This window comes from Rathayibacter sp. SW19 (assembly GCF_030866825.1).
GTDB classification, from domain to species: domain Bacteria; phylum Actinomycetota; class Actinomycetes; order Actinomycetales; family Microbacteriaceae; genus Rathayibacter_A; species Rathayibacter_A soli.
Genome location: NZ_CP133020.1, coordinates 2,233,239 through 2,255,280, shown reverse-complemented (window position 1 = coordinate 2,255,280; position 22,042 = coordinate 2,233,239). Strand labels below are relative to the sequence as shown.

Here is a 22,042-nt window from a genome sequence, read left to right as displayed (position 1 = left end):
GGTCAGCTCAGTCATAGCGCGCCTCCGCCAGCCAGCGGCGACCCTCGAGCAGCAGAAGCCAGGCCATCCCGTCGGCATCGACGATGTGGAAACGATGCACAACGCGCGCCTTCGCGGCATCCCACCACCGTTCGTCGATCGGCCATGGACCAGCCCAGGTCGCGATCGGCTGTGCCTGATCCACCGAACCGCGCAGGGAGAACAGTGCCGGCTCGCCCGTCATGGTCCCGCGCTCGGTGACCTCGATCGGCCCACTGTCTTCTGTGAATACGGCGACCGGGCGCGGCGGCGAGAAAACGGTTGCGGGCAGCGCAGCGGGCAGGCTGCCCGGCCACGGTTCCCCGCGCCTGTCGCCGATATCGCGTGGGGCGCGGTCCCCCCATGGGATGAGGACCTGGCGATCCTGAAGCAGTCGGCCGCCGCCGATCGCCGAGGTGAGCACTGCTTCATGCCCCAGCATGCTCTGCACGCGAGAGAGCGCATGGTGAATGCGCTCATCCGGCCCGTCGCCCCAGAGCCCGCTCTCGTGGTTGCCGATCGCATCCACACTTTCCGGGGTCACCGTCACCTCGACGACGGGGGAGCGCAGGCCGGTTTCGGCGCCGCCTGCACCCTGCAGCTGCCAGCGCACCCGGTCGAGCACATCCGCTGCGGTGAACCAGCGCGGATGCAGCCACTGACGTTCGGATGCCTCCCCGGATTCCGCGCGCATCCCCACGGTGATCGAGGTGCAGACCAGTCCGGCCTGCGTCAGGCCTTCTACGAAAGCATCCGCTGCCGCACGAAAGCCGAAGGTCACCTGGTCGACGCGATCCAGTCCCGGTTCGAACGCGACGGAGCGTTCCAGGCTGCGCTGCGGCGCCCGCGGCACCACCGCGCTCGTGTCCTGCCCACTCGCCAGGGCGTGCAGGCGTGCTCCGGCCGCACCGAAACGGTCCTGAAGAGCGACGATATCGAGCGCTGCAATATCACCGAGGGTGTGCAAACCCAACTTCTGCAGCAGGGTGATCAGGCCGGGATCTTCCAACGTCGTAACGGGAAGCGCTGCCAGAAACCGCGCGGATCCGCCGGGCTCGACGATCCGGATGCGAGTTGTACGCGCCAAACCCGTGCCGGTCGTGCCGGTGCCTGTCGTGCTCGTGCTGGTCGTGCGCGTGCCGATCGTGTCCTGACTGATCCGGCCCGTGCCGGCGAGTCGAGCCGCGTGTTCTGCGGCGAACGGCCCGTCTGCAATACCCAGCTGAGCATCGGGGATGCCCTGTTCGGCAAGCACCCCGAGCAGTGCGGAGGCCGCCGGCCGTTCTCCGCCGTAGTATCGGCTCGGGCCTCGTGCACGAATCGCGCAGAGCCCCGGCCGGATCGACTGGACTCCGGGCATGAGTTGCTCGATCGTGGCGAGAATCGCTTCGAACATTCTGCTGTCGTGCACGGCGTCGTAGGGGAACACGATGAGGTCTGCACAGCGCGCCTGCGCCTCTCGCAACCGCAGCCCTCTGCGCACCCCTTCGCTGCGTGCAGAAGCCGAGCAGGCGAAAACTCTGCCCTTCTCGATCACGGCGATGGGGGCATCCCGCGACGGCGATCCCGAGGATGATTCCGGCCCCGAGGATGATCCCGCCGGCGATCCGGATCCGGGGGCCAGTCCTGCCTGTTGCAGTGCCCGCACCGGCCAGTCCGGGCACCAGAGCACCATGGCACGCATGGTCACACCACAGCCTCAAGCGTGCGCGGCAGCTCATCGATCGTGCTGTCGACCGCACGGATCGCATCATGCTCATCGGGCAGCCACAGTCGAGCGCTACGAGAGCGCCCCACCCCTCCGCGACCGGACGCCACGACCGTCAGTTGCCGCGCAACCGGATAGCCGTGACCCCGCCCGAGCCCATCCCAGCTACTGGCCGCCACGGTGAGACTCACCTCGCTGCGCGGCCACTCGCCGAGAGCGATCAGGGTTGTCTCCTTACCACGCAAGCGCGCGCTCAGCCGCGCGGCATCCGCATCGCTCACTCGCGTGGCGGGGCGGGTCACAACGACGGTCAGGGCGTCGGCCAGTGCCGCGGTGACCGTGAGCCAGTGCGTTCCCGGTTCCGGAATCAGTACGAGCCGCTCCAGGTCGATGCCGAACCGGGCGGCGGCCTCCACCCCGAACTCGGGCACCCCGACCACACCGCACCACGCACCGGATCGGCTCGGCCCGGCCAGCAGCCCCATCACCAGGCTCATCGAATCGGAAACGGCGTAGGCGACCCCGGTCTGCAACGCCCCACCCGGAAGAAGGGGAGCGAACGCGTCGAGTGTGCTCAGCGCCGTGGTGTCCAGCTTCCGCCGCTGCATCTGGGAGATGCGCGACTGCAGAGCCCGCACCTGATCCGATTCCTGCGCTGTCAGCTCCGCAGCTGCGGAGCGCCCCGCCGCCGCCCCTGCCACCAAGCCCGCAGCTGTCTGCTCCACCGGCAGGCCGGGGGAGTCGAGTGCTGCGAGCGCGGAGTTCATTCTTCAATGATCGAACATATGTTCGAGCATGTCAATTGCGCATAACCATGGTTCGCGCTCTGCCTCGGGCCGTGGATTGTCAGTGACGCAGACTATCCTGCAATCATGTGCGGATGTCTGAACGGTGCGGCCCGAATCGAACAGATAGCCGAAGGGGAGTGGTGATGGTCAGCCGACCGATCGCCGATTTCGTCGACCATCTCGCGCGCGTTCCCGTCGGCCCTGCAAGCGTCAACATGTTCGCAGGAACCGGTGACAGCGCACTGCGCCGGCACAATCTCGAGCTCTACCTGCAGTCGATGCTCGACCGCGCACCGCGTGTGCTGCTGGTCGGCGAGGCACCCGGCTATCGAGGCATGCGCATCACCGGTGTGCCGTTCACCAATCGCACACTCCTCGGCAGTAACTCCGGATGCTTCGGCCTCTTCGGCCCCGAGAACGGCTACGAGATACCCGCCGATTTTCCTCACGCGTCGGCAGAACCGACCTCCACCGTGATGTGGAATGTGCTGGCAGATCTCGACTTCCTGCCCCTGCTCTGGAGCGCATACCCGCTGCACCCGCATCGACCGGGAAACCCGCAAAGCAACCGCACGCCGTCCACCGCAGAAGTTGCACTCGGCCTGCCGATCTGGCGTGATCTCCGGGAGCTTTTCTCGATCGAGACGACCGTCGCCGTCGGCAACATCGGCTACCGCAGCATCACCAAGGCGGGGGAGTCCGTGACGCGGGTGCGGCATCCCGCCCACGGAGGCAAGGTTGAATTCGCCAACGGTTTGCGCGCACTCCTCGAACAGGAAGCCGCGGCCGGCCGATGAGCGCCGGGCCACACTGGTCGGTCGTCATCCCATTCAAGGGTGCGCCGCACGCCAAGAGCCGCTTCGCCGAGAACTTCGACGATGCTCGTCGGGCCGCATTGGCCATCGCGCTTCTCACCGACACGGTGCGCGCCGTGCGCGCGGTCGCGGCCGTCACACGCATCATTGTGGTGTCGAATGAACCCAACGTGGCGGAGGCGATCCTAAGTGAAGAATCGGGCGCACCGAGGCTCGGCACACAACAGACCGGTACACAACAGACCGGTACACAACAGACCGGTACACAACAGGCCGGCACCGAGTTGATCATCGTTGCGGACCCGGGAGGCGGGCTGAACGCGGCAGTCTCCCACGGCATCCGGCAGGCGAGAAATATTGACGACCGCGCGTTCACCGCAGCGATGGTCGGGGATGTTGCAGCACTGCAACCCGATGATCTCGCGCACGCCCTCGCCGAATCCGTCGCGCTGTTTCACACCGGAACCGCCCTCACCCTGGTCGCCGATCACGACGGCACGGGAACGACCATGATCACCGCGGCCCCAGGGGCGGTCATCGAGCCGCACTTCGGCGTCGACTCGTGCGCCGAACACCAGGCGGCCGGCCACGTTCTGCTTCAACTGCCCGCTGAATCGTCGTTGCGGCTCGACATCGACTCCGCCGAGGACATGCAACGCGTACTCTCACTCGACCCCGGGCTCGGCGCCGCGACGCGTCGCGTGCTGTCCAGCGGGCTTGTCGCCAGGAGCCCATTGGCTAAGGTCGAGGCCGCGACCGTGACTGCTCTGCCGCCGAACTGAGATAGAGTTCTGACCCGCCGAATTGAAGGCGTCAGTCAGCGAAGCCGGCCAACTTGAGCGTCTCGGCAGCGAGCGCAGCCGACGTCGCCGTGTCTCGCATCCAGAGCGGTACCGCGGCCGCCCGAAGCCCGGCAGCCTCAACGGCTGGCACGGCCGCGGCATCCACCTCGTCGACGAGCCAGCCGTCGAGAACGCCGCCGGCACTGCGACCGCCATAGTGCAGGCCGACCGCCGCAGCACTCGTCTCGACTCCAATCGTCTCCAGGCACTGATCGGCCATGCCCCGCACGGCGCTCCCGCCGATGATCGGGGAGACCCCGACCACCCGGGCTTTCGTCGCTTGCAACGCATCGCGTACCCCGGGAACATTCAGGATGCAACCGACAGACACGACAGGATTGGACGGAGGAAGGATGACCATGTCCGCCGCGGCGATGGCATCCAGCACGCCAGGGGCGGGCTGCGCCTCGGCGAGTCCGACCTGCACGAATTCGGATGCGCGCACCCGCGCCCCATAGCGAACCCACCACTCTTCGAAATGGATCAGCTCGCCGACCGCGTGGTCATCGACCGCCTCGGCGAGACGCACGTTGGTCTCGATCGGCTGATCGCTCATCGGCAGCAGCCCCACGCCCGGCTTCCAGCGCCGCGCAAGGAATTCGGTTGCCTCGCTGAGCGTGCGCCCGGAGCGCAACAGATCGGTTCGCACGATGTGTGTTGCGAGATCGAGATCGCCGAGCGTGAACCAACTCCAGCCGCGACCGTATGCAGCGATCTCGGCGGATACCCGCCTTGATTCGTCAGGCCGGCCCCAGCCCTGATCCTCGGCGATCCCGCCGCCGAGCGTGTACATCACGGTGTCGAGATCCGGGCAGACGCGCAGCCCGTTCAGCCACATGTCGTCGCCCGTATTGACGATCACGTCGACGCGCACGGACGACCCGGCGCCATCCGTCGCCGGACATCGATCGGCCAGCAGCGCAAGAAGACCGCGCGTGAAGCGTGCTCCGCCGACCCCGCCGGCGAGAACCGTGACGCGCGCGAGAGCGGATGGCGATGCGGAATTCTGCGAAGTCATGCTCCTAGTCAACCGTGTTTTTGTTCACACCCGACGCACTCGAATCTAAAATCGACTCATGAGCGCAGCAGACCGCGAGGGTCGGCTGGCCGGCGTGTTCGTGACCCTCGCAGACACTCTCGTCGCAGAATACGACGTTGTCGACCTTCTTCACACACTGGTCGAGGAGTGCATCAGCCTCTTCGACGCGGCCGCAGCAGGCCTCGTGCTGGCAGATGCGAACGGTCGACTGCAACTGATGGCCTCCACCAGCGAGCGCAGCCGTGTTGTCGAGGCGCACCAGCTGAACGTCGGTGACGGCCCGTGCGTCGCTTGCTTCAGTTCCGGCCAGATTGTCGTGATCGAGGATCTGATGGCGGTTGACGCGCAGTGGAGCACCTTCCGCACTACTGCGCTCGATCAGGGGTTCCGCTCCGTTCACGCGGTTCCGTTGCGGCTGCGCGATCAGACCATCGGAGCCCTCAATCTCTTCAGAGACCAGCCGGGCGTGCTCAATGCTGAAGATGCCGCTGCGGCGCGCGCGTTGGCGGATGTCGCGACCATCGGCATCCTGCAGGAGCGCGCGATCCGCGAGCGCACCCTTGTCACCGAGCAACTGCAAATCGCCCTGGACAGCCGTGTCGTGATCGAACAGGCAAAGGGAGTCGTCGCGCAAACCAGTGGCGTACCGATGGATGAGGCCTTCGCACGACTCCGCGACTACGCACGCCGGCACAATCAGCGGCTGCACGAGGTCGCCGAGAACGTCATCTCCCGCGCCCTGAATATCTGAATCGCCCTCACGCGCCGCTGAGAGTATGCACAACCGCATCGGTTGCTGACCGTGAGCGGCGTATCGTGAGTGTCAGATGCCCTAGACCCCGGCAGTGTGTGTATTCCGCTGATCCTGGAGCCGTCATGAGCAACGCAATCGAACCCACTACGACGACCGCTATAGCCACGGAACCGCCGCAGCCCGCATCCGCACGCGCGCCCCGAGCACGTCAGATCAGTGACTATGTGCTGCTATCGCAACAGATCCAGGCCGCCGGTCTGATGCGCAGACGCTACGGCTACTACTGGAGCAAACTCGGCGCCATCGCCGTCATCTTTCCCGCCGCAGTTCTCACGTTCCTCTGGATCGGCGACACCTGGTGGCAGATGTTCGTCGCAGCCGGCTTCGCACTGATCTTGACCCAAACTGCCTTCCTCGGTCATGACGCAGCACACCGACAGATCTTCAAATCCGGCCATTGGAACGACTGGACGAGCGTCATCATCGCCAACCTGTTCGTCGGCATGAGCTACGCCTGGTGGCAGAACAAACATTCCCGACATCATGGCAACCCCAACAAAGAGGGCAGCGACCCGGACATCGAATTTCCCCCGTTGGCTCTGACACCGGCCCAAGCACGGTCACCGCACAATCCTGTCGAGCGGTGGTTTCTCGCCCGCCAAGGCTGGTTGTTCTTCCCGATGCTGCCGCTCGAGGGCGTTTCGCTGCACCTGTCTGGGCTGCGTCGCCTGATCGAGCCGCAACCGATTCCTCGTCGCTGGGTGGAGTTGTCGCTTATCACGGCGCGCCTCGGCGCCTATGTCACGATGCTCTTTCTTGTGCTGTCACCGGGCAAGGCCGGAGTCTTCCTCGCGATCCAGCTGGGAATCTTCGGCATCTACATGGGCGGATCCTTCGCGCCCAATCACAAGGGGATGCCGATCATTCCGGCAGGCCTGCGTCTCGACTTCGTACGCAGGCAGGTGCTGACCAGCCGAAACATCCACGGCAGCCTCGTGCTCGATGTCGCGATGGGCGGCCTCAACTATCAGATCGAGCACCACCTTTTCCCGTCGATGGCGAGGCCTTCGTTGCGCCGGGCGCAACCCATCGTCGAAGCATTCTGTGTCGAGCACGAGGTGCACTACACGAGCACGACGTTTCTGCACTCCTACGCCATCGTCGTGCGGTATCTGAACCGGGTCGGCATCGGCGCGCGCGATCCGTTCGAATGCCCGTTGCTCGTGCAGCGTCAATTGGGCTCGAGACCGGATAGTTGAGCTGCGGCCCGTATCGTTAATGACGATGCTGACACGACGAGACGTAGCCCAACGGCTGGATATTCCGCTGGAGATGGCGCAGCGCCACGAAATCCCACCGCGCTTGAGCGAGGCCGAATTCGCTGAGCTGGAAGCGCATCCGCCCGCCTGGTTGGCGCAGTCGCGCGCGAATCGCACCGGCAAGCGCCCCGTCTGGGTGCAACTCACCTGCGATGTCTGCGGGTTCACCGAGACCGCCCGCCCGAAGAAATGGTGGCCGGCCTTCACCTACCTGACCTGCGAGAACCACCTGATCGGCGACGTTCCGGATGCCGCCCCCGGCACCCACAGGCGCGAATACGACGGCATCGGCTCGCGTTTCGTCGGCATCGTGGATGAGCCCGTCGGCTGACAGACCTCCGCCGCATGACTCCACACAGCTTGACAACCCGCGATTCCAGCGTTCTGCGCACCATTAACGGCGAAAGGCCCTGAATCCGAACAGATTCAAGGCCTTTCGAGCTGCGTGCGCGAGGGGGGACTTGAACCCCCACGCCCTAATACGGGCACTAGCACCTCAAGCTAGCGCGTCTGCCTATTCCGCCACCCGCGCGCAATTTCTGCAGCCGACGAATCAGCTGCCGAGGTAAGACCTTAGCACGAAAACACCCACTGGATTCATCGCCGACGACGCCGATTTCGTCTGGCTGGTGAGCAGATTGCCAGACCGGTAGCGTGGGCGTCATGGCTTCAGTACCAGACGGTCCGACGCTCGACGCGACGGCTGTGATCGCACGTGATCTCATCCGCTTCGACACCACCAACTTTGGCGAGGGAAAATCCAACGGCGAAGCCGAAGCAGCCGAGTATGTCGCTGCACACTTGACCCGGATCGGGCTGCAGCCTCAGCTTTTCGATTCAGATCCAGGGCGCACGAGCGTCGTCGCGCGGGTCGAGGGCCGCAATCGCGACATGCCGGCGCTCGTCGTACACGGGCACCTCGATGTCGTGCCCGCAGATCCACGCACCTGGTCGGTCGACCCCTTCGCAGGCGAAATCAAAGACGGCATGCTCTGGGGCCGCGGAGCCGTCGATATGAAGAACATGGACGCCATGATCATCACGGCGCTCGACGACATCCGCACCGCTGGAAAGCAACCGGAGCGCGACCTCGTGGTCGCGTTCTTCGCAGACGAGGAAGACGGCGGCCAGCGCGGATCCCATCACCTCGTCGCCAATCACCCCGAGCTGTTCGACGGCGCAACCGAAGCGATCAGCGAGGTCGGCGGCTATTCGATCGACCTCGACGGCCAGCGTGCGTACCTCTTGCAAACAGGGGAGAAGGCCCTCATCTGGGCGAAACTCGTCGCCCACGGCCAGGCTGCGCACGGCTCGCGACTTGTCGCCGACAATGCGGTCACCCGACTCGCGGAAGCGGTCGCCCGCATCGGCAGGGAACCGTGGCCGATCACCCTCACCGACACCACCCGGCAACTGATCAGAGAGCTCGAGCGCCTGCTCGGCGTCAGTGCTCAGCAGCTCGGACCGGACGGCGTGGTGCTGCGAACCGGTACGGCCGCAGGATTCATCCTCGCCACGCTGCGGACGACGAGCAATCCGACGGCACTGACGGCCGGCTACAAACACAATGTGATCCCGGATCGCGCGGAAGCGCTGATCGACATCCGCACGCTGCCAGGCGACGAGGATGCAGTTCTCTCCCGGATCGCCGAACTCGCCGGCGAGCACGTGCAGGTTGAGATCCTGCACCAGGACATCGGGCTCGAGACGGCGTTCTCCGGCAACCTGGTCGACACGATCGTGCAGACTCTCGGTGAGCACGACCCGGGCGCCCCTGTCCTGCCCTACCTGCTTTCCGGCGGCACGGATAACAAGGCGCTCAGCCTGCTCGGCATCACCGGCTACGGCTTCGCCCCATTGCGGCTTCCGCCCGAGCTGGACTTCCCGGGGATGTTTCATGGTGTCGACGAGCGCGTGCCGCTTGACGCGCTCACCTTCGGCCGCAACGTGCTCGCCGACTTCCTGCTGCGCTACTAGGCGGGCGCGGTCCTACCGACCGCCTAGGCTGAGTAAGTGCGCGCCTGGACGAAACCCGAGATCCCTACGATCGAAGGGCACGTCGGGCCGCCGCAATTGTTCGACACGCCAACCGGATCGCTCGTGGCCGCAGTGCCACGAGGCGACAACACCACACGCCTTTACGTGTGCGGGATCACGCCGTACGACGCAACGCACATCGGGCATGCTGCGACCTATCTGGCCTATGACACGCTGCAGCGGCTCTGGCGCGATGCCGGCTATCAGGTGCGTTACACGCAGAACGTGACGGATGTCGACGACCCGCTTCTCGAGCGCGCAACCGCCACCGGCATCGACTGGCGGGCGTTGGCCGACCAGCAGATCGACCTGTTCCGCGCCGACATGGAAAGCCTGTCGATCATTCCGCCCGACGACTACGTTGCGGTCACAGAGACGATTCAACCCGTCGCAGACGCCGTGGCTGCGCTGCTCGAGCGTGGCATCGCCTATCGGGTTCCGACGACGGATGCCGCCGGCCAGGACATCTACTTCGACCTCGCCGCGGCCGCAGCTTTGACCCCGTGGCGGCTTGGGCAGGAGAGCAACCTCGACAGGGTGCAAATGCTCGAACTTTCTGCAGAGCGCGGCGGCGATCCTGAGCGGGCGGGCAAGCGCGACCCGCTTGACCCTCTGCTCTGGCGCAGCGCTCGCAACGGGGAACCCAGCTGGCCATCTCGCGTCGGAGTCGGCAGACCCGGGTGGCACATCGAGTGCGCTGTGATCGCGCTGGGCACTCTGGGCGAGAACTTCACCGTGCAGGGCGGAGGCACCGACCTGATCTTTCCGCACCACGAGATGAGCGCGGCGCACGCGACCGCCTTGTCGGGGCATCCGCTTGCCGTCGTGTTCAACCACACCGGGCTCGTCGGATATCAAGGCGCGAAGATGAGCAAATCGCTCGGCAACCTCGTACTCGTCTCTGAGCTGCGCGAACGGGGCGTCGACCCGCGAGCGATCCGGCTCGCGCTATTGGCGAACCATTATCGCAGCGAGTGGGAATGGACACCGGCCGTGCTCGAAACGGCAACAGCACGTTTGGCGCAGTGGTCGGCGTTCGCCGCCCGGCAGAACGCGGCAACGGCTATCGACACAACGGCCATCGGCACAACGGCGGTCGTCGATGAACTGCGTCGCAAGCTCGCCGACGACCTCGACACACCGGGTGCGCTGGCCACCATGGATCGGGCCGTTGCATCCGGGATCGGCAGCTCACGCCTGCTCGTCGACGCCATTGACGCCCTGCTCGGAGTGCGCCTGTAGCGGGCTCACGCGCGCCGACGGGTCAGTCTTTGCCCCGCCACGGCTCGTCGGCACGACCATCGCGGCCATCGCCGCGCTTGCGCAGGTAGCGTTCGAACTCCTGCGCGATCGCCTCGCCGCTGGCTTCGGGCGAGTCGACCGTGTCTCTGGCCTGCTCCAATTGGCGGATGTACGCGGCCATGTCCTCGTCGTCGGCCGCGAGTGCGTCGATGCCGGCTTCCCAGCTCGCGGCCTCTGCGACCAGGTCGCCACGCGGAATCGTCACGTCGACCAGTTCCTCGACCTTATCGATCAGGGCGAGCATCGCCTTCGGCGACGGCGCATTGTGCACGTAGTGCGGCACGGACGCCCAGATCGCGAGGGTGGGGATGCCGACGCGCTCGGCGGCATCCCCGAACACGCTGAGAATTCCGACCGGGCCTTCGTAAGTCGGCCGTTCCACGTGGAGTTCTGCCCGCACCTGCGCGTTCTCGCTCGAGGTGAAGATCGAGATCGGCCGGGTGTGCGGAACATCCGCCAACATCGAGCCGAGAAACACGATGGCGTCGATGTCCGCGGCGAGGGCTGCGTCCAGCAACTCGGCTGTGAAACTTTTCCAGCTGCGCGAGGGTTCCGTGCCGAGCAAAAGGTAGATGTTTCCGACATTGTTGCCACTTATCTGCAAGTCGGCATCGTCGGCGAGCGTGTGCGGGGCTGCACCGGGGGAGGCCGGCCCGAAGAGCGTCGCACTCGGCCATTCGATCGTGCGACTGCCGTCGTCCTCCGACGAGATCATCGGCCGGTTGAACTGAAAATCGAAATACAGCTCAGGGTCGACCTCGGCCAGCGCAACCACATCCAGGGTGTCTTTCAGGGTCCGCACCGCACCGCTGGCGGCCTCACCGGCGTCATTCCAGCCTTCGAACGCCACGACGAGCAACCGCCCGCCCAGAACACTCTTTCCTTGTGTCACGATCCGTCGTACTCCGATTCCACGCGTATGGTCTCGGCCAGGGTTCGTCCATGACCTCCCTCCAGGATAGGGCCCACGATCGGCACCCGCCGCAGGCAAGACGCGTGGCCCCCGGTAGACTTGGGGCTCGTGACTATCGACTACCCCGCTGCCGTTCTCTGGGACATGGACGGCACCCTGGTGGACAGCGAACCCTACTGGATGAAGGCAGAGCTGGAACTCATCCACGAATACGGCGGAACCTGGTCGCACGAAGAAGCGCTCCAGATGGTCGGAGCCGGCCTGTGGGTCTCGGCAGAGGTTTTCCAGTCGCGCGGTGTCGACCTCAGCCCGGACGAGATCGTCACCCGTCTCACCGACCGGGTGCAGCAGCAGATCCACGACGGCGGTATACCCTGGCGCCCCGGGGCCCGCGAGTTGCTCGCAGAAGTCCGCGATGCGGGCATCCCGACCGCCCTCGTCACAATGTCGGTGCGCCGCATGGCCCAACAGGTGGTCGACGAGATCCCGTACCCGGCTTTTGATCTGCTCGTCACGGGAGACGAGGTGAACCATCCGAAACCGCATCCGGATGCCTATCAAAGTGCCGCGCAGCGGCTCGGTGTCGACCCGTCGCTCACGATCGCCATCGAAGACTCCGTTGCAGGTCTCGGCTCTGCGGTGGCTGCCGGCACTGTCGCCATCGGCGTGCCGCACATCTTGACTCTGCCGGAGAGCCCCGACTACACGCTGTGGCCGAGCCTCGAGCACCGTACCCTCGCCGACCTCGTCTCCGTTCTGCGGGCCCGTCGCGAACTCATTGCATCAGGCGGGTCTCGGCCATGACGGCCGAGACGAACACGCCGGATCCGCAGAGCAGCGGGCCGTTCCGCGCCGGAGATCGCGTTCAGCTGACCGGCCCGCGCGGGCATCTGAACACCATCTCACTTCACGTCGGCGGAAGCTTCCACAGTCACAAGGGCGTGCTGCAGCATGACTCGATCATCGGACTGCCGGACGGCTCCGTTGTGACTAACGACGCAGGGGTCGAGCATCTGGCACTACGCCCGCTTCTCAATGACTTCGTGATGTCGATGCCGCGCGGCGCCGCAATCATCTACCCGAAAGACGCGGCACAGATTCTCGCTTTGGCCGACATCTTTCCCGGAGCCAGTGTCGTCGAGGCAGGAGTCGGGTCCGGTGCGCTCTCACTGTGGCTGCTGCGGGCGATCGGACACGTCGGAACGCTGAACTCTTTCGAGCGGCGTGAGGAGTTCGCGGATGTCGCGCGGGACAACGTTGCGACGTTTTTCGGTCGCGATCCTGACAACTGGACCATCACGGTCGGCGACCTGAACGAAGCGCTGCCAACCGTCACGACCCGCGCGAGCGTCGATCGCATCGTTCTCGACATGCTTGCCCCATGGGAGTGCCTTGATGCGTGCAGCGCCGCGTTGAAACCCGGCGGCGTGCTGCTCTGTTACGTCGCGACCGTTACCCAGCTCTCACGAGTCGCGGAGGCCATCCGTGCGACGGCGCGGTTCACGCACCCGGTTTCCAGTGAGACGATGGTGCGCGGGTGGCATGTGGAAGGGCTGGCCGTTCGCCCCGACCACCGGATGATCGGCCACACCGGCTTCCTCATCACGGCTAGGCTTCTTGCCCCCGGAACCGTACTGCCAGAACTCAAACGCCGGCCGTCCAAGTCGGATTACAGCGACGACGATGTCGAAGCATGGACCCCCGGATCGCTCGGCGAGCGCGTCGTGAGCCCGAAGTCGTTACGCAAGCGCGTGCGCGAGGCATCCGTCAGCGCAGAATATGCTCGTAATCGCGGTGCGGCCCCGGCTGCATCCCCAACTCAGCCGAGCACCAGTCTCGACCCCACACCCGAACCGTCAGATTCACAGAAATCCATCAACTAGCATGGGATGCCGTAAGCCCCGGTTTACGTCCCGTGTTGATCGCAGCGAAAGAGGACTCGTGCGCAGAGTACCCGCATTGTTCGTAGCCGCCGGTTTGATCGTTGCGACACTGTCAGGTTGCAGTGCGCCCGCTGGCCAGAACTGCATTGTGCAGCCGGGCTCCGCCTCGCAGCTCGTCTCGGTCACCGGCACGTTCGGCAAGAAGCAGAATGTCCAGTTCCCGACACCGCTTCCGTCCTCGACGCTCCAGCGCAGCACCATCAGTCAGGGAACCGGCACTCCGCTGCAGCGAGGGCAGTTCGTCGAGGCCGAACTCACCCTGCTCAACGGCGTTACCGGGGCGTCGGAGCAGAACGGGCGGGTGGGCCTGCCGTTGAGCCTTTCCACCTATCCCGGTATCGGCAAGGCACTGCAGTGCGTGCCCGTCGGCTCGCGGATCGCGATCACGGGCACCGCCCAGCAGATCTTCGGCGCATCAGGTGTTCAGTCGACGGGACTTTCGCCGTCGTTCCCGCTGGTTCTCACCGTCGACGTTCTGCGTGCATTCCTACCGAAGGCCAACGGAACGCCTCAACCCGGTCAGCCCGGCTTCCCAACAGTGGTGCTCGCCCCCAACGGGCGGCCCGGCATCAAGGTGCCGAGCACGCCTGCCCCGAAGAAGGTCGAAGTCGCTACCTTGAAGAGCGGCAACGGCCAGACCGTCACCAAGGACAAGTCCGTCATCGTCGCATACACACAGGTGAGTTGGGCCGACAACACTGTCACGGCCTCGAGTTGGGACCAGGGTGCTCCCGTGCAATGGGCACTCGGCACGGCGGCGCAAGGCCAGACCGCTGCGCCCACTGGCACGGCGCAAGCGCTGATCGGCTCGAAAGTCGGGTCACAGCTGGTCGTCATCGTTCCGGCCGACGCGAAGACCGGCGCAGCGGCATCCGCATACGTGATCGACGTTCTCGGCATCATCTGACCGCTCAGCTCCGCTCGCGTGCACACAAGCTGACCTAGGATGGACGGGTGTCTTCAGCGTCGTCACCTGCCCGGGTTCCGGTCGAAGAGCGACTCTTCAGCCTGGTGCTCGCGTTGCTCGCGACCGAGACCGGGCTGACGAAGAGCGAGATCCTCTCGACGGTGCAGGGCTACCGCCAGCGGTACTCGAGCGCCGGCACCAACGCCAGCCTGGAGCGGCAGTTCGAACGCGACAAGGATGACATCCGCGAGTTGGGTGTGCCGCTGGAGACGGTGGAGACGCCGGGGGAGCCCGGGAACAATCAGAACCTGCGTTACCGCATCCCGAAAGGCAGCTACGATCTGCCGCCGGACATTCGATTCTCGCCGAATGAGATCACCCTGCTGAGCCTGGCAGCGACGGTGTGGCGCGAAGGTTCGCTTTCCGGAGAATCGCGCCGAGCGATCATGAAACTCCATGCCCTCGGAGTCGAGTCTGAAACGCCGATCATCGGGTACGCACCGCGACTGCGCGCACGGGAGGCCGCGTTCGAACCGCTCAGCGTCGCCTTGGAGCGCAAAACCGTCGTCACCTTCCTCTACCTCAAACCAGGCGAGCCGGCTCCGCGGCGCCGCACCGTCGAACCCCTCGCTCTGGTGCAGCACGTCGGGCGGTGGCATCTCTACGGCATCGACAAGGATGCCGGGCAATTGCGCACCTTCCTGCTCTCACGCATCGTGGATCAGGTCGCCCTGACCGGTGAGATCTTCGAGCCGGAAGGCAGCGACTTCGCCACGCGCGCGCTCGATGAACTGCAGGAGATCTGGCTCGCCAACGTCGCAGAGGTCGAGGTCGTGCCTGACACGGATGCTGCCGCGCGGCTCGGGAAACGCTACGGCACGCCCGAGCCGGGACAGACTCGGTTGGCGGTGCACTATTCCGACATTAACATCCTCGCTGACGAACTCGCCGGATACGGCCCTGAGGTGCTTGTGCTCTCGCCGAACGCGCTTCGCGATCATGTGATGAATCGCCTGAGGGCGACCCTGGCGGCGCACACAGGCGATGCGCACACAAGCGATGCGCACACAAGCGACGCCCTCACAACCGACGCCGAGAAGGTGCCAGGCGAAGATGGCTGAACACCCGATGCAAGCGCAGGACAAGCTGGCGTTCCTGCTGTCACTGGTTCCATACCTGATGGACCAGGGCAGGGTCAGCGTGACGGATGCGGCGGCGCACTTCGGCGTCTCAGATGAACAGCTGCGTGCGGCCGTGCGTCTGATAGCAGTCTCAGGCGTTCCGGGCGAAACGCAGCAGTATCAGCCGGGCGACCTGTTCGACATCGCGTGGGATGCGTTTGAGGACAGAGACGAAATCATCCTCACCCATCTGGTCGCGATCGACGATTCTCCGCGATTCTCGGCTCGCGAGGCTGCAGCGCTGATCGCAGGTCTGCAGTACCTGTCCGCACTGCCCGAGAACGCCAACCGTGACGCGATTGCGTCTCTGATGGCGAAGCTGGCGCACGGCGCTTTCGGCCGACCGAGTCAGGTCGCCGTGGCCCCGGCCGAGACGGATGCTTCGCTCGCGTTGATCCGCTCGGCCGTCGCCGGCGGCACCCAGCTCGAATTCGGATATCTGTCCTCACGCGGGGAATACGAACTGCGTCGTGTCGATCCGCTGCGTATCGAGTCAGTCGATCAGGATTGGTACCTGCGCGGCTGGTGCCATCTGCGAAAAGCCGTGCGCACGTTCCGGCTCGATCGCATGACGAAGCTCGCCGCGACAACGGACCCGATCAGCTACCGCCCCGCCGACGTCTCGTTGCCCGAGACACTTTTCGAGAGTTCTCCAGAAGACCTCACTGTGCAACTGGAAGTTCCCGTCGCCGCGCTTCCGTTGATCGCCGACTACCTGCGCGGTAGCAGGGACACCGTACAAGAGGACGGTTTCATCAGGGCAACAGTGCGTGTTGCCCACTATCACAGCCTCAAGCGACTTGTGAACTCGTTCGCAGGCGTGCTCACCGTGCTCGCTCCGGAGGAAGCGCGTGCTGCGGTTGCGAAGTGGGCGGCAGCCGGGCTTGCCCGTTACAACGCCTAGACTCAGTTCATGCCGTGGTGGTCGTGGATTGTGATCTGGGGATGCCTCGTACTGGCAGCTCTCGCCACGTTCGGTTGGCTCGGTTACCGGATCGTGATCAAGTTCTTGCAGGCTCTGCACGCCCTCGGTGATCTGGCAAGCAAGACGGAAGCTCTGCAGTCGCATGCCGACGAGCTCACCAGTGAACAAAACGGTTCAGCGGTCTTCGCAGACGCAGCACTACTCGATGACCAGCACCGCGCTCGGCAAGCGGAACGTCGACGTTGGCGTCAAACACGCAGGGAAGCGCGAGTGCGACGGGGTAAGATCTTAGTGAATGCTGATCCTCAGCAGTTCTCCCACCTAGTCAAAAGGACGTGACCGAATGTTCGCCGGTCTAACAGGATGGCATCTCCTCATCATCCTTGCCGTGATCTTGTTGTTGTTCGGCGCAACGAAGCTGCCCGCTCTGTCGAAGAGCGTCGGTCAGTCGATGCGCATCTTCAAGAACGAAGTCAAGACGATGAAGGAAGAAGACTCGAAGGGCGCGCCCGTCAGCAAGGATGCCGACGCATCCGACGTAGATTCACTGAGTGCTGACTCGCAGAAGGCAAGCGCGACGGACTCGTCGTCTCAAACCAAGTCGTAGGAGCATGAGCACCGCCACACGGCCCAAGCGGAGCAAAAACAGTGAGGGCCGGATGTCGCTGGGCCAGCATCTCGTTGAGTTGCGCAAGCGACTGTTTCGAATTGCTTTAGGCGTTGTCGTCGGCGCTGTCGCCGGCTGGTTCTTGTACGACATCGTCTGGGGTGCGATGAGCGCGCCGGTGGCGGTGCTCGCAGATGCCCAGAACGTCCACATCAACTATACGAACGTCACGTCCGCGTTCGACCTGCACATGCAAGTGGCGATCTACACCGGCATCGTGATTTCGTCCCCAGTGTGGCTGTATCAAATCTTCGCGTTCCTGGTGCCAGGGCTGACGGGCAAGGAGAAGCGCTACACCTTCGGCTTCTTCTTTACGGCCATCCCGCTGTTCATCGCAGGGTGTGCTGCCGGCTGGTTCGTGCTCCCGCACATTGTGACGCTTCTGACAAGTTTCGCGCCGAAGGGTGACGCGACCCTCCTGACGGCGAGCGATTACTTCTCCTTCGTGCTGAAGCTGATCGTGGCGACGGGGATCGCGTTCGTGCTGCCGGTGTTCCTCGTGCTGCTCAACTTCATGGGGGTGCTCTCGGCACGCGGAATTCTCAAGGCCTGGCGGATTGCGCTGGTCGTGATCTTGCTGTTCACGGCGATCGCGACACCGTCTGCCGACGTGATCTCCATGTTCATGCTGGCCGTCCCGCTCGTGTTCTTGTACTTCGCATCGGCCGGCGTCGCGGCCATCCACGACCGGCGCGTCGCGCGGACGGCAAACCGCATCGAACAAGACCTCGCCATCTAGCGCCGACGCGGGTAGCAGAGTCGCCGCCCGGATCGGAGGATTCAGCAGATGTCCGTCTAGGGTGAGAGGGTGAACGCAGACCCGACGCCGGCGCAACGGTATGCGTTGTCACGCGTGAGCACCCGATCGCCCCGTTTGGACGAATTCCGCGGCTCGCTTCACTTCGAACTCGATCCGTTCCAGCGGGAAGCCTGCGCAGTTCTGGAAAGCGGCCGCAGTGTGCTGGTCGCGGCGCCGACCGGTGCAGGCAAAACGGTGGTCGCCGAATTCGCGGTCTTCCTCGCCATGCAACAGCCTGCATCGAAGGTGTTCTACACCGCACCGATGAAGGCCCTCAGCAATCAGAAGTATCAGGAATTCGTCGCGCAGTACGGGCCGGGACAGGTCGGACTCCTCACGGGCGATACGAACGTCAACTCGCATGCACGCATCGTGGTCATGACGACGGAAGTGCTGCGCAACATGCTGTACGCCGACTCCGACCTCCTCGCCGATTTGTCCTATGTCGTGATGGACGAGGTGCACTATCTCGCCGACCGATTCCGTGGCGCAGTCTGGGAAGAGGTCATCATCCATCTGCCGCAGTCCGTGCGGCTCGTCTCGCTGAGTGCAACCGTCTCCAATGCCGAGGAGTTCGGTGACTGGCTGCAAGCTGTGCGTGGCGACACAGAGGTCATCGTCTCCGAAGAGCGCCCCGTTCCGCTCGAGCAGCACGTCCTGATGCGATCCAAGTTGATCGACCTGTTCGATTCGTCCGGCCTGGCCGCCACCAATCGGGTCAACCCGGAGCTGGTCCAAATGGCGCGTTACGGCGGGCGCACGCTCGGCTCGCGCCAGCTGAAAGACGTGGGCAGACGCCACTCGAGAGGTGGGAGACGAGAAAGCTTTCGGCTCGATCGAGCCGACGTGGTGACGATGCTTCGGGATCGCAACCTCACGCCGGCGATCTTCTTCGTGTTCAGCAGAATGGGTTGCGATCAGGCGGTCAAGCAGGTGCTGCGCGCCGGCATCCGTCTCACCGAGGCACACGAGCGCGACGAGATCCAAGCGATCGTCGACGATCGCTGCAGAACGCTGCGAGATGAAGACCTCGCGGTGCTCGGATATTGGGAGTGGCTCGAGGGTCTGAAGCGTGGGGTCGCCGCGCATCACGCCGGCATGCTGCCCGCGTTCAAAGAAGTCGTTGAAGAACTCTTCCAGAAGAAGCTCGTGAAGGCTGTGTTCGCGACGGAGACGCTCGCTCTCGGCATCAACATGCCGGCACGCACCGTGGTGCTGGAGAAACTGGAAAAGTTCAACGGCGAATCGAGGGTGCCGATCACGCCGGGGGAGTACACCCAGCTCACGGGCAGGGCGGGGCGCCGCGGCATCGACGTCGAGGGCCACTCGGTCATCCAATGGCAGGATGGCCTGGATCCGCAGTCGGTTGCGTCTCTCGCGTCCCGCCGCAGCTATCCGCTGAATTCCAGTTTTCGCCCGACCTACAACATGGCGGCGAACCTCATCGATCAGTTCGGCCGGGAGCGCACGCGAGAAATTCTGGAATCATCGTTCGCCCAGTTCCAGGCAGATCGAGCCGTCGTCGACCTCGCACGAACAGTGCGCTCGCAAGAAGAATCTCTGGCCGGCTACGCGCAATCGATGCACTGTCATCTCGGCGACTTCGCAGAATACTCGGGAATCCGGCGTGAACTCAGCGATCTCGAACGACAGGGCGCTCGCGTCGAGCATCAAAGCCGGGCGGAGCGGGAGAAACGACAGACTCGCCTTGCTGCGCTGCGCAAACGGCTGAAGTCTCACCCGTGCAACGGATGCGCAGATCGGGAAAAGCACGCGCGTTGGGCCGAGCGGTGGTGGCGCCTGAAGCGCGACACGGATGCCCTCAACAGGCAGATCCGCACGCGCACCGGCGCCGTCGCCCGCGTATTCGACCGCGTCACCGACGTGCTGCTCGACCGCGGCTATTTAGCGATCGACACAGACGGAGTCACCGCGCTGACGCCGCACGGCCGCACGCTCAAACGGATATACGGCGAACGCGACCTCCTCGTCGCTGAGTGCCTGCGCCGAGCGACCTGGACCCAGCTGGACGCGCCGAGCCTCGCTGCGATGACCTGCGCTCTCGTTTACGAGCCCCGTCGAGACGAAGCGGATGCGGCGGACCGTTACCTTCCGCGCGGGCCGTTCCGCCCGGCACTTGCGAAAACGCAAGAGCTCTGGGCACACCTCGACGATCTGGAGCGTGTCCACAAATTGCCCGGCAGTGAGCCACTCGCAACGGGGCTGTGTCTGCCGATGCACTCCTGGGCCTCAGGAGGCAGCCTGGACGCCGTGCTGCGCGATGCCGACATGGCCGCCGGTGACTTCGTACGCTGGACCAAGCAGACCGTCGATCTGCTCGACCAGATCTCCGTCGTCGCTCCCGGGCCGGTGTCGCGCACCGCCCGGGGCGCGCTCGAGTCGATCCGCCGCGGCATCGTGGCATACTCCTCCGTTGCCTGAGCGTGCGTTGCCTGAACGCTTCGGGAGCAGCACCTCGGTTGATCGCCTAAGCTCGAACACCGTGACCCCTGCACGCCGAGCCCTGCTGCCGACGTGGCTCGCGCTCATCGTCGCCGTTATAGCGGCCCCTCTCCTTGACGCGGGCTTTCCAGACCAGAACGTCTGGCCGCTCACCTTCGTTGGTATCGGGCTGGTGTTGATCACGTTGATCGGTCGTCGTGCCGGCGCTGCGCTGACAATCGGCATCATCACAGGTGTGGCGTTCTACCTCATCCATGTGTCTTGGACGGCGCTATACCTCGGCCCGCTTCCGTGGATCGCCCTTGCCGTGCTCGAAGGCCTGTTCTTCATGGTCGGCAGCCTCACCATCGCCCTGGCCTATCGCTGGGTGCCCCTCGCGTGGCCGTCGAAGCTCGCACGGCTCGGCCTGCTGCCTGTTGTCATCGCCGGCCTCTGGACGGCGCGTGAGGCAATCGCCAGCGTTTGGCCGTATGGCGGCTTCGCCTGGGGTCGCATGGCCTTGTCGCAGTCTGAGAGCCCGTTTGCTCCGCTCGTCGCCTGGTTCGGCGTGTCCGGCTTGACCTTTGTGATGGTCTGGCTGGTCGCGTTCCTGGTCGCCTGCGCCGTCGAACTGCGCACGGTCGAGATCGGTGCCGACTCTGTGCGCGGGCGCCCGCCAACTCTCGGCGGGTCTGCAAGGGGTGTACTTGCGGTCGGAGCGGTGGCCCTTGTGCTTGCCATCCCAGCTTGGCCGGCAACAACGTCCGGCACCGTTGACATCGGCGCGGTGCAAGGGAACGGTCCAGCCGGCTATTTCCAAGACGCCGCACCCGGCGAGGTGATGAACGCCCAGACAAGTGCAACCATCCCATTGATCGGGAAGCATCTGGACATGGTGGTCTGGCCGGAAGGAGCCGCCGATGTCGATCCGACGCGGGACGCGGCATCCGCTCAGGTCTTGAACGAGTTGAGCCGTCAGCTGAAGGCACCGCTGATCGTCGGCACGATCACACACCGTGATGGCAAATACTTCAACTCGTCGCTGCTCTGGAAGGCAGACAAGGGCGCCGTCGCGATCTACGACAAGAAGCATCCGGTGCCGTTCGGGGAGTACGTGCCGGATCGTGCCTTCTGGGAACCGTTCGCACCCAGCCTGATCGGACTGATCCAGCGTGACTACACGCCGGGAACCCGAAGCAACGTGTTCGATGTGAACGGCATCAAAGCAGGGATTTCGATCTGCTTCGACATCGCCGACGATCAGCTGCTGACCGAGATGATGGACGGGGGAGCGCAAGTCATCCTCGCCCAGACGAACAACGCCGACTTCGGCAGAACGAAGGAGAACGTGCAGCAACTGGCGATCGCACGACTGCGTGCGATCGAGGCCGGGCGGTCGCTCGTGAACATTTCGACCGTCGGCACGAGTCAGATCATCGCCCCGAACGGTGCCACGCTCGCGGAGATTCCGGCGTACAAGCCCGGAGCGATGGTGGCGGCGGTGCCTCTCGGCACCGCGACGACACCGGCGACCCTGCTCAGCAGGGGCATCGAATGGCTGGTCAGCGGACTCGGCGTCGCAGGGCTGCTCATTGCGGCGTTCGCGTCACGGCCGTCGCGGGCAGAAAGAACGAGGTAGCGCC

At 64.7% G+C, this 22,042-nt stretch carries 21 protein-coding genes and 1 tRNA gene; 17 read left to right on the top strand and 5 right to left on the bottom strand.

Going from position 1 to position 22,042, the window contains the following annotated elements:
- Nucleotides 1-7 precede the first annotated feature (7 nt).
- Both QU604_RS10380 and QU604_RS10375 read right to left on the bottom strand, forming a co-directional pair.
- Nucleotides 8-1,702, bottom strand: a complete 1,695-nt coding sequence (locus QU604_RS10380; RefSeq protein WP_308468897.1) for a DNA polymerase Y family protein — start codon at nucleotides 1,700-1,702, stop codon at nucleotides 8-10.
- Between the two features lie 2 nt (nucleotides 1,703-1,704).
- Nucleotides 1,705-2,493 (bottom strand): DnaE2-dependent mutagenesis accessory factor ImuA', encoded by a 789-nt coding sequence (locus QU604_RS10375; RefSeq protein WP_308468727.1) that lies wholly within the window; start codon nucleotides 2,491-2,493, stop codon nucleotides 1,705-1,707.
- A 164-nt stretch (nucleotides 2,494-2,657) separates the two neighbouring features.
- Here QU604_RS10375 and QU604_RS10370 point away from each other — a divergent pair, with 164 nt between their 5' ends.
- Nucleotides 2,658-3,311 (top strand): uracil-DNA glycosylase family protein, encoded by a 654-nt coding sequence (locus tag QU604_RS10370; RefSeq protein ID WP_308468726.1) that lies wholly within the window; start codon nucleotides 2,658-2,660, stop codon nucleotides 3,309-3,311.
- Complete coding sequence (cofC, locus tag QU604_RS10365; protein ID WP_308468725.1) at nucleotides 3,308-4,111, top strand: 2-phospho-L-lactate guanylyltransferase; 804 nt, start codon at nucleotides 3,308-3,310, stop codon at nucleotides 4,109-4,111. The genes QU604_RS10370 and cofC overlap by 4 nt, the downstream gene beginning before the upstream one ends.
- 31 nt (nucleotides 4,112-4,142) lie before the next feature.
- Here the strand turns inward: cofC and cofD are convergent, their stop codons facing one another.
- Nucleotides 4,143-5,189, bottom strand: a complete 1,047-nt coding sequence (gene cofD, locus QU604_RS10360) for a 2-phospho-L-lactate transferase (protein WP_308468724.1) — start codon at nucleotides 5,187-5,189, stop codon at nucleotides 4,143-4,145.
- 58 nt (nucleotides 5,190-5,247) lie between these two features.
- Here cofD and QU604_RS10355 point away from each other — a divergent pair, with 58 nt between their 5' ends.
- From QU604_RS10355 to QU604_RS10345, 3 genes are all read left to right on the top strand, one after another.
- Complete coding sequence (locus QU604_RS10355) at nucleotides 5,248-5,961, top strand: GAF and ANTAR domain-containing protein (protein WP_308468723.1); 714 nt, start codon at nucleotides 5,248-5,250, stop codon at nucleotides 5,959-5,961.
- A 125-nt stretch (nucleotides 5,962-6,086) separates the two neighbouring features.
- Nucleotides 6,087-7,223: a fatty acid desaturase family protein gene (locus QU604_RS10350; protein WP_308468722.1), complete on the top strand. Its 1,137-nt coding sequence runs from the start codon at nucleotides 6,087-6,089 to the stop codon at nucleotides 7,221-7,223.
- Nucleotides 7,224-7,248: 25 nt separating this feature from the next.
- Nucleotides 7,249-7,614, top strand: a complete 366-nt coding sequence (locus QU604_RS10345) for a hypothetical protein (protein WP_308468721.1) — start codon at nucleotides 7,249-7,251, stop codon at nucleotides 7,612-7,614.
- Between the two features lie 115 nt (nucleotides 7,615-7,729).
- On the opposite strand, the gene QU604_RS10340 is transcribed toward QU604_RS10345, so the two are convergent.
- Nucleotides 7,730-7,815, bottom strand: a tRNA-Leu gene (locus QU604_RS10340).
- A 131-nt stretch (nucleotides 7,816-7,946) separates the two neighbouring features.
- Between QU604_RS10340 and QU604_RS10335 the strand changes: the two genes are divergently transcribed.
- Both QU604_RS10335 and mshC read left to right on the top strand, forming a co-directional pair.
- On the top strand, nucleotides 7,947-9,260 hold the full coding sequence (locus tag QU604_RS10335; protein ID WP_308468720.1) for a M20/M25/M40 family metallo-hydrolase: 1,314 nt from the start codon (nucleotides 7,947-7,949) through the stop codon (nucleotides 9,258-9,260).
- 36 nt (nucleotides 9,261-9,296) lie between these two features.
- Entirely contained in the window at nucleotides 9,297-10,562 is a 1,266-nt protein-coding gene (mshC, locus tag QU604_RS10330; RefSeq protein WP_308468719.1) for a cysteine--1-D-myo-inosityl 2-amino-2-deoxy-alpha-D-glucopyranoside ligase, read from the top strand.
- Nucleotides 10,563-10,584: 22 nt separating this feature from the next.
- Here the strand turns inward: mshC and QU604_RS10325 are convergent, their stop codons facing one another.
- A complete protein-coding gene (locus tag QU604_RS10325; protein WP_308468718.1) occupies nucleotides 10,585-11,514 on the bottom strand; it encodes a proteasome assembly chaperone family protein in 930 nt (309 codons plus the stop codon).
- 129 nt (nucleotides 11,515-11,643) lie between these two features.
- Between QU604_RS10325 and QU604_RS10320 the strand changes: the two genes are divergently transcribed.
- From QU604_RS10320 to lnt, 10 genes are all read left to right on the top strand, one after another.
- Entirely contained in the window at nucleotides 11,644-12,339 is a 696-nt protein-coding gene (locus QU604_RS10320; protein WP_308468717.1) for an HAD family hydrolase, read from the top strand.
- Nucleotides 12,336-13,418, top strand: coding sequence for a tRNA (adenine-N1)-methyltransferase (locus QU604_RS10315; protein WP_308468716.1), 1,083 nt, complete (start codon nucleotides 12,336-12,338; stop codon nucleotides 13,416-13,418). The genes QU604_RS10320 and QU604_RS10315 overlap by 4 nt, the downstream gene beginning before the upstream one ends.
- A 58-nt stretch (nucleotides 13,419-13,476) precedes the next feature.
- Nucleotides 13,477-14,385 carry an FKBP-type peptidyl-prolyl cis-trans isomerase gene (locus tag QU604_RS10310; protein WP_308468715.1) on the top strand — a complete coding sequence of 303 codons (909 nt, stop codon included), beginning with the start codon at nucleotides 13,477-13,479 and terminating at the stop codon, nucleotides 14,383-14,385.
- A 47-nt stretch (nucleotides 14,386-14,432) separates the two neighbouring features.
- A complete protein-coding gene (locus QU604_RS10305) occupies nucleotides 14,433-15,506 on the top strand; it encodes a helix-turn-helix transcriptional regulator (RefSeq protein ID WP_308468714.1) in 1,074 nt (357 codons plus the stop codon).
- Nucleotides 15,499-16,470, top strand: coding sequence for a helix-turn-helix transcriptional regulator (locus QU604_RS10300; RefSeq protein ID WP_308468713.1), 972 nt, complete (start codon nucleotides 15,499-15,501; stop codon nucleotides 16,468-16,470). The genes QU604_RS10305 and QU604_RS10300 overlap by 8 nt, the downstream gene beginning before the upstream one ends.
- A 9-nt stretch (nucleotides 16,471-16,479) precedes the next feature.
- Complete coding sequence (locus tag QU604_RS10295) at nucleotides 16,480-16,830, top strand: hypothetical protein (RefSeq protein WP_308468712.1); 351 nt, start codon at nucleotides 16,480-16,482, stop codon at nucleotides 16,828-16,830.
- Between the two features lie 4 nt (nucleotides 16,831-16,834).
- A complete protein-coding gene (gene tatA / locus QU604_RS10290; RefSeq protein WP_308468711.1) occupies nucleotides 16,835-17,098 on the top strand; it encodes a Sec-independent protein translocase subunit TatA in 264 nt (87 codons plus the stop codon).
- 4 nt (nucleotides 17,099-17,102) lie between these two features.
- A complete protein-coding gene (gene tatC / locus QU604_RS10285; RefSeq protein WP_308468710.1) occupies nucleotides 17,103-17,897 on the top strand; it encodes a twin-arginine translocase subunit TatC in 795 nt (264 codons plus the stop codon).
- 69 nt (nucleotides 17,898-17,966) lie between these two features.
- Nucleotides 17,967-20,399 carry a DEAD/DEAH box helicase gene (locus tag QU604_RS10280; protein WP_308468709.1) on the top strand — a complete coding sequence of 811 codons (2,433 nt, stop codon included), beginning with the start codon at nucleotides 17,967-17,969 and terminating at the stop codon, nucleotides 20,397-20,399.
- A 61-nt stretch (nucleotides 20,400-20,460) separates the two neighbouring features.
- On the top strand, nucleotides 20,461-22,038 hold the full coding sequence (gene lnt / locus QU604_RS10275; RefSeq protein ID WP_308468708.1) for an apolipoprotein N-acyltransferase: 1,578 nt from the start codon (nucleotides 20,461-20,463) through the stop codon (nucleotides 22,036-22,038).
- The last annotated feature ends 4 nt before the right edge of the window (nucleotides 22,039-22,042 follow it).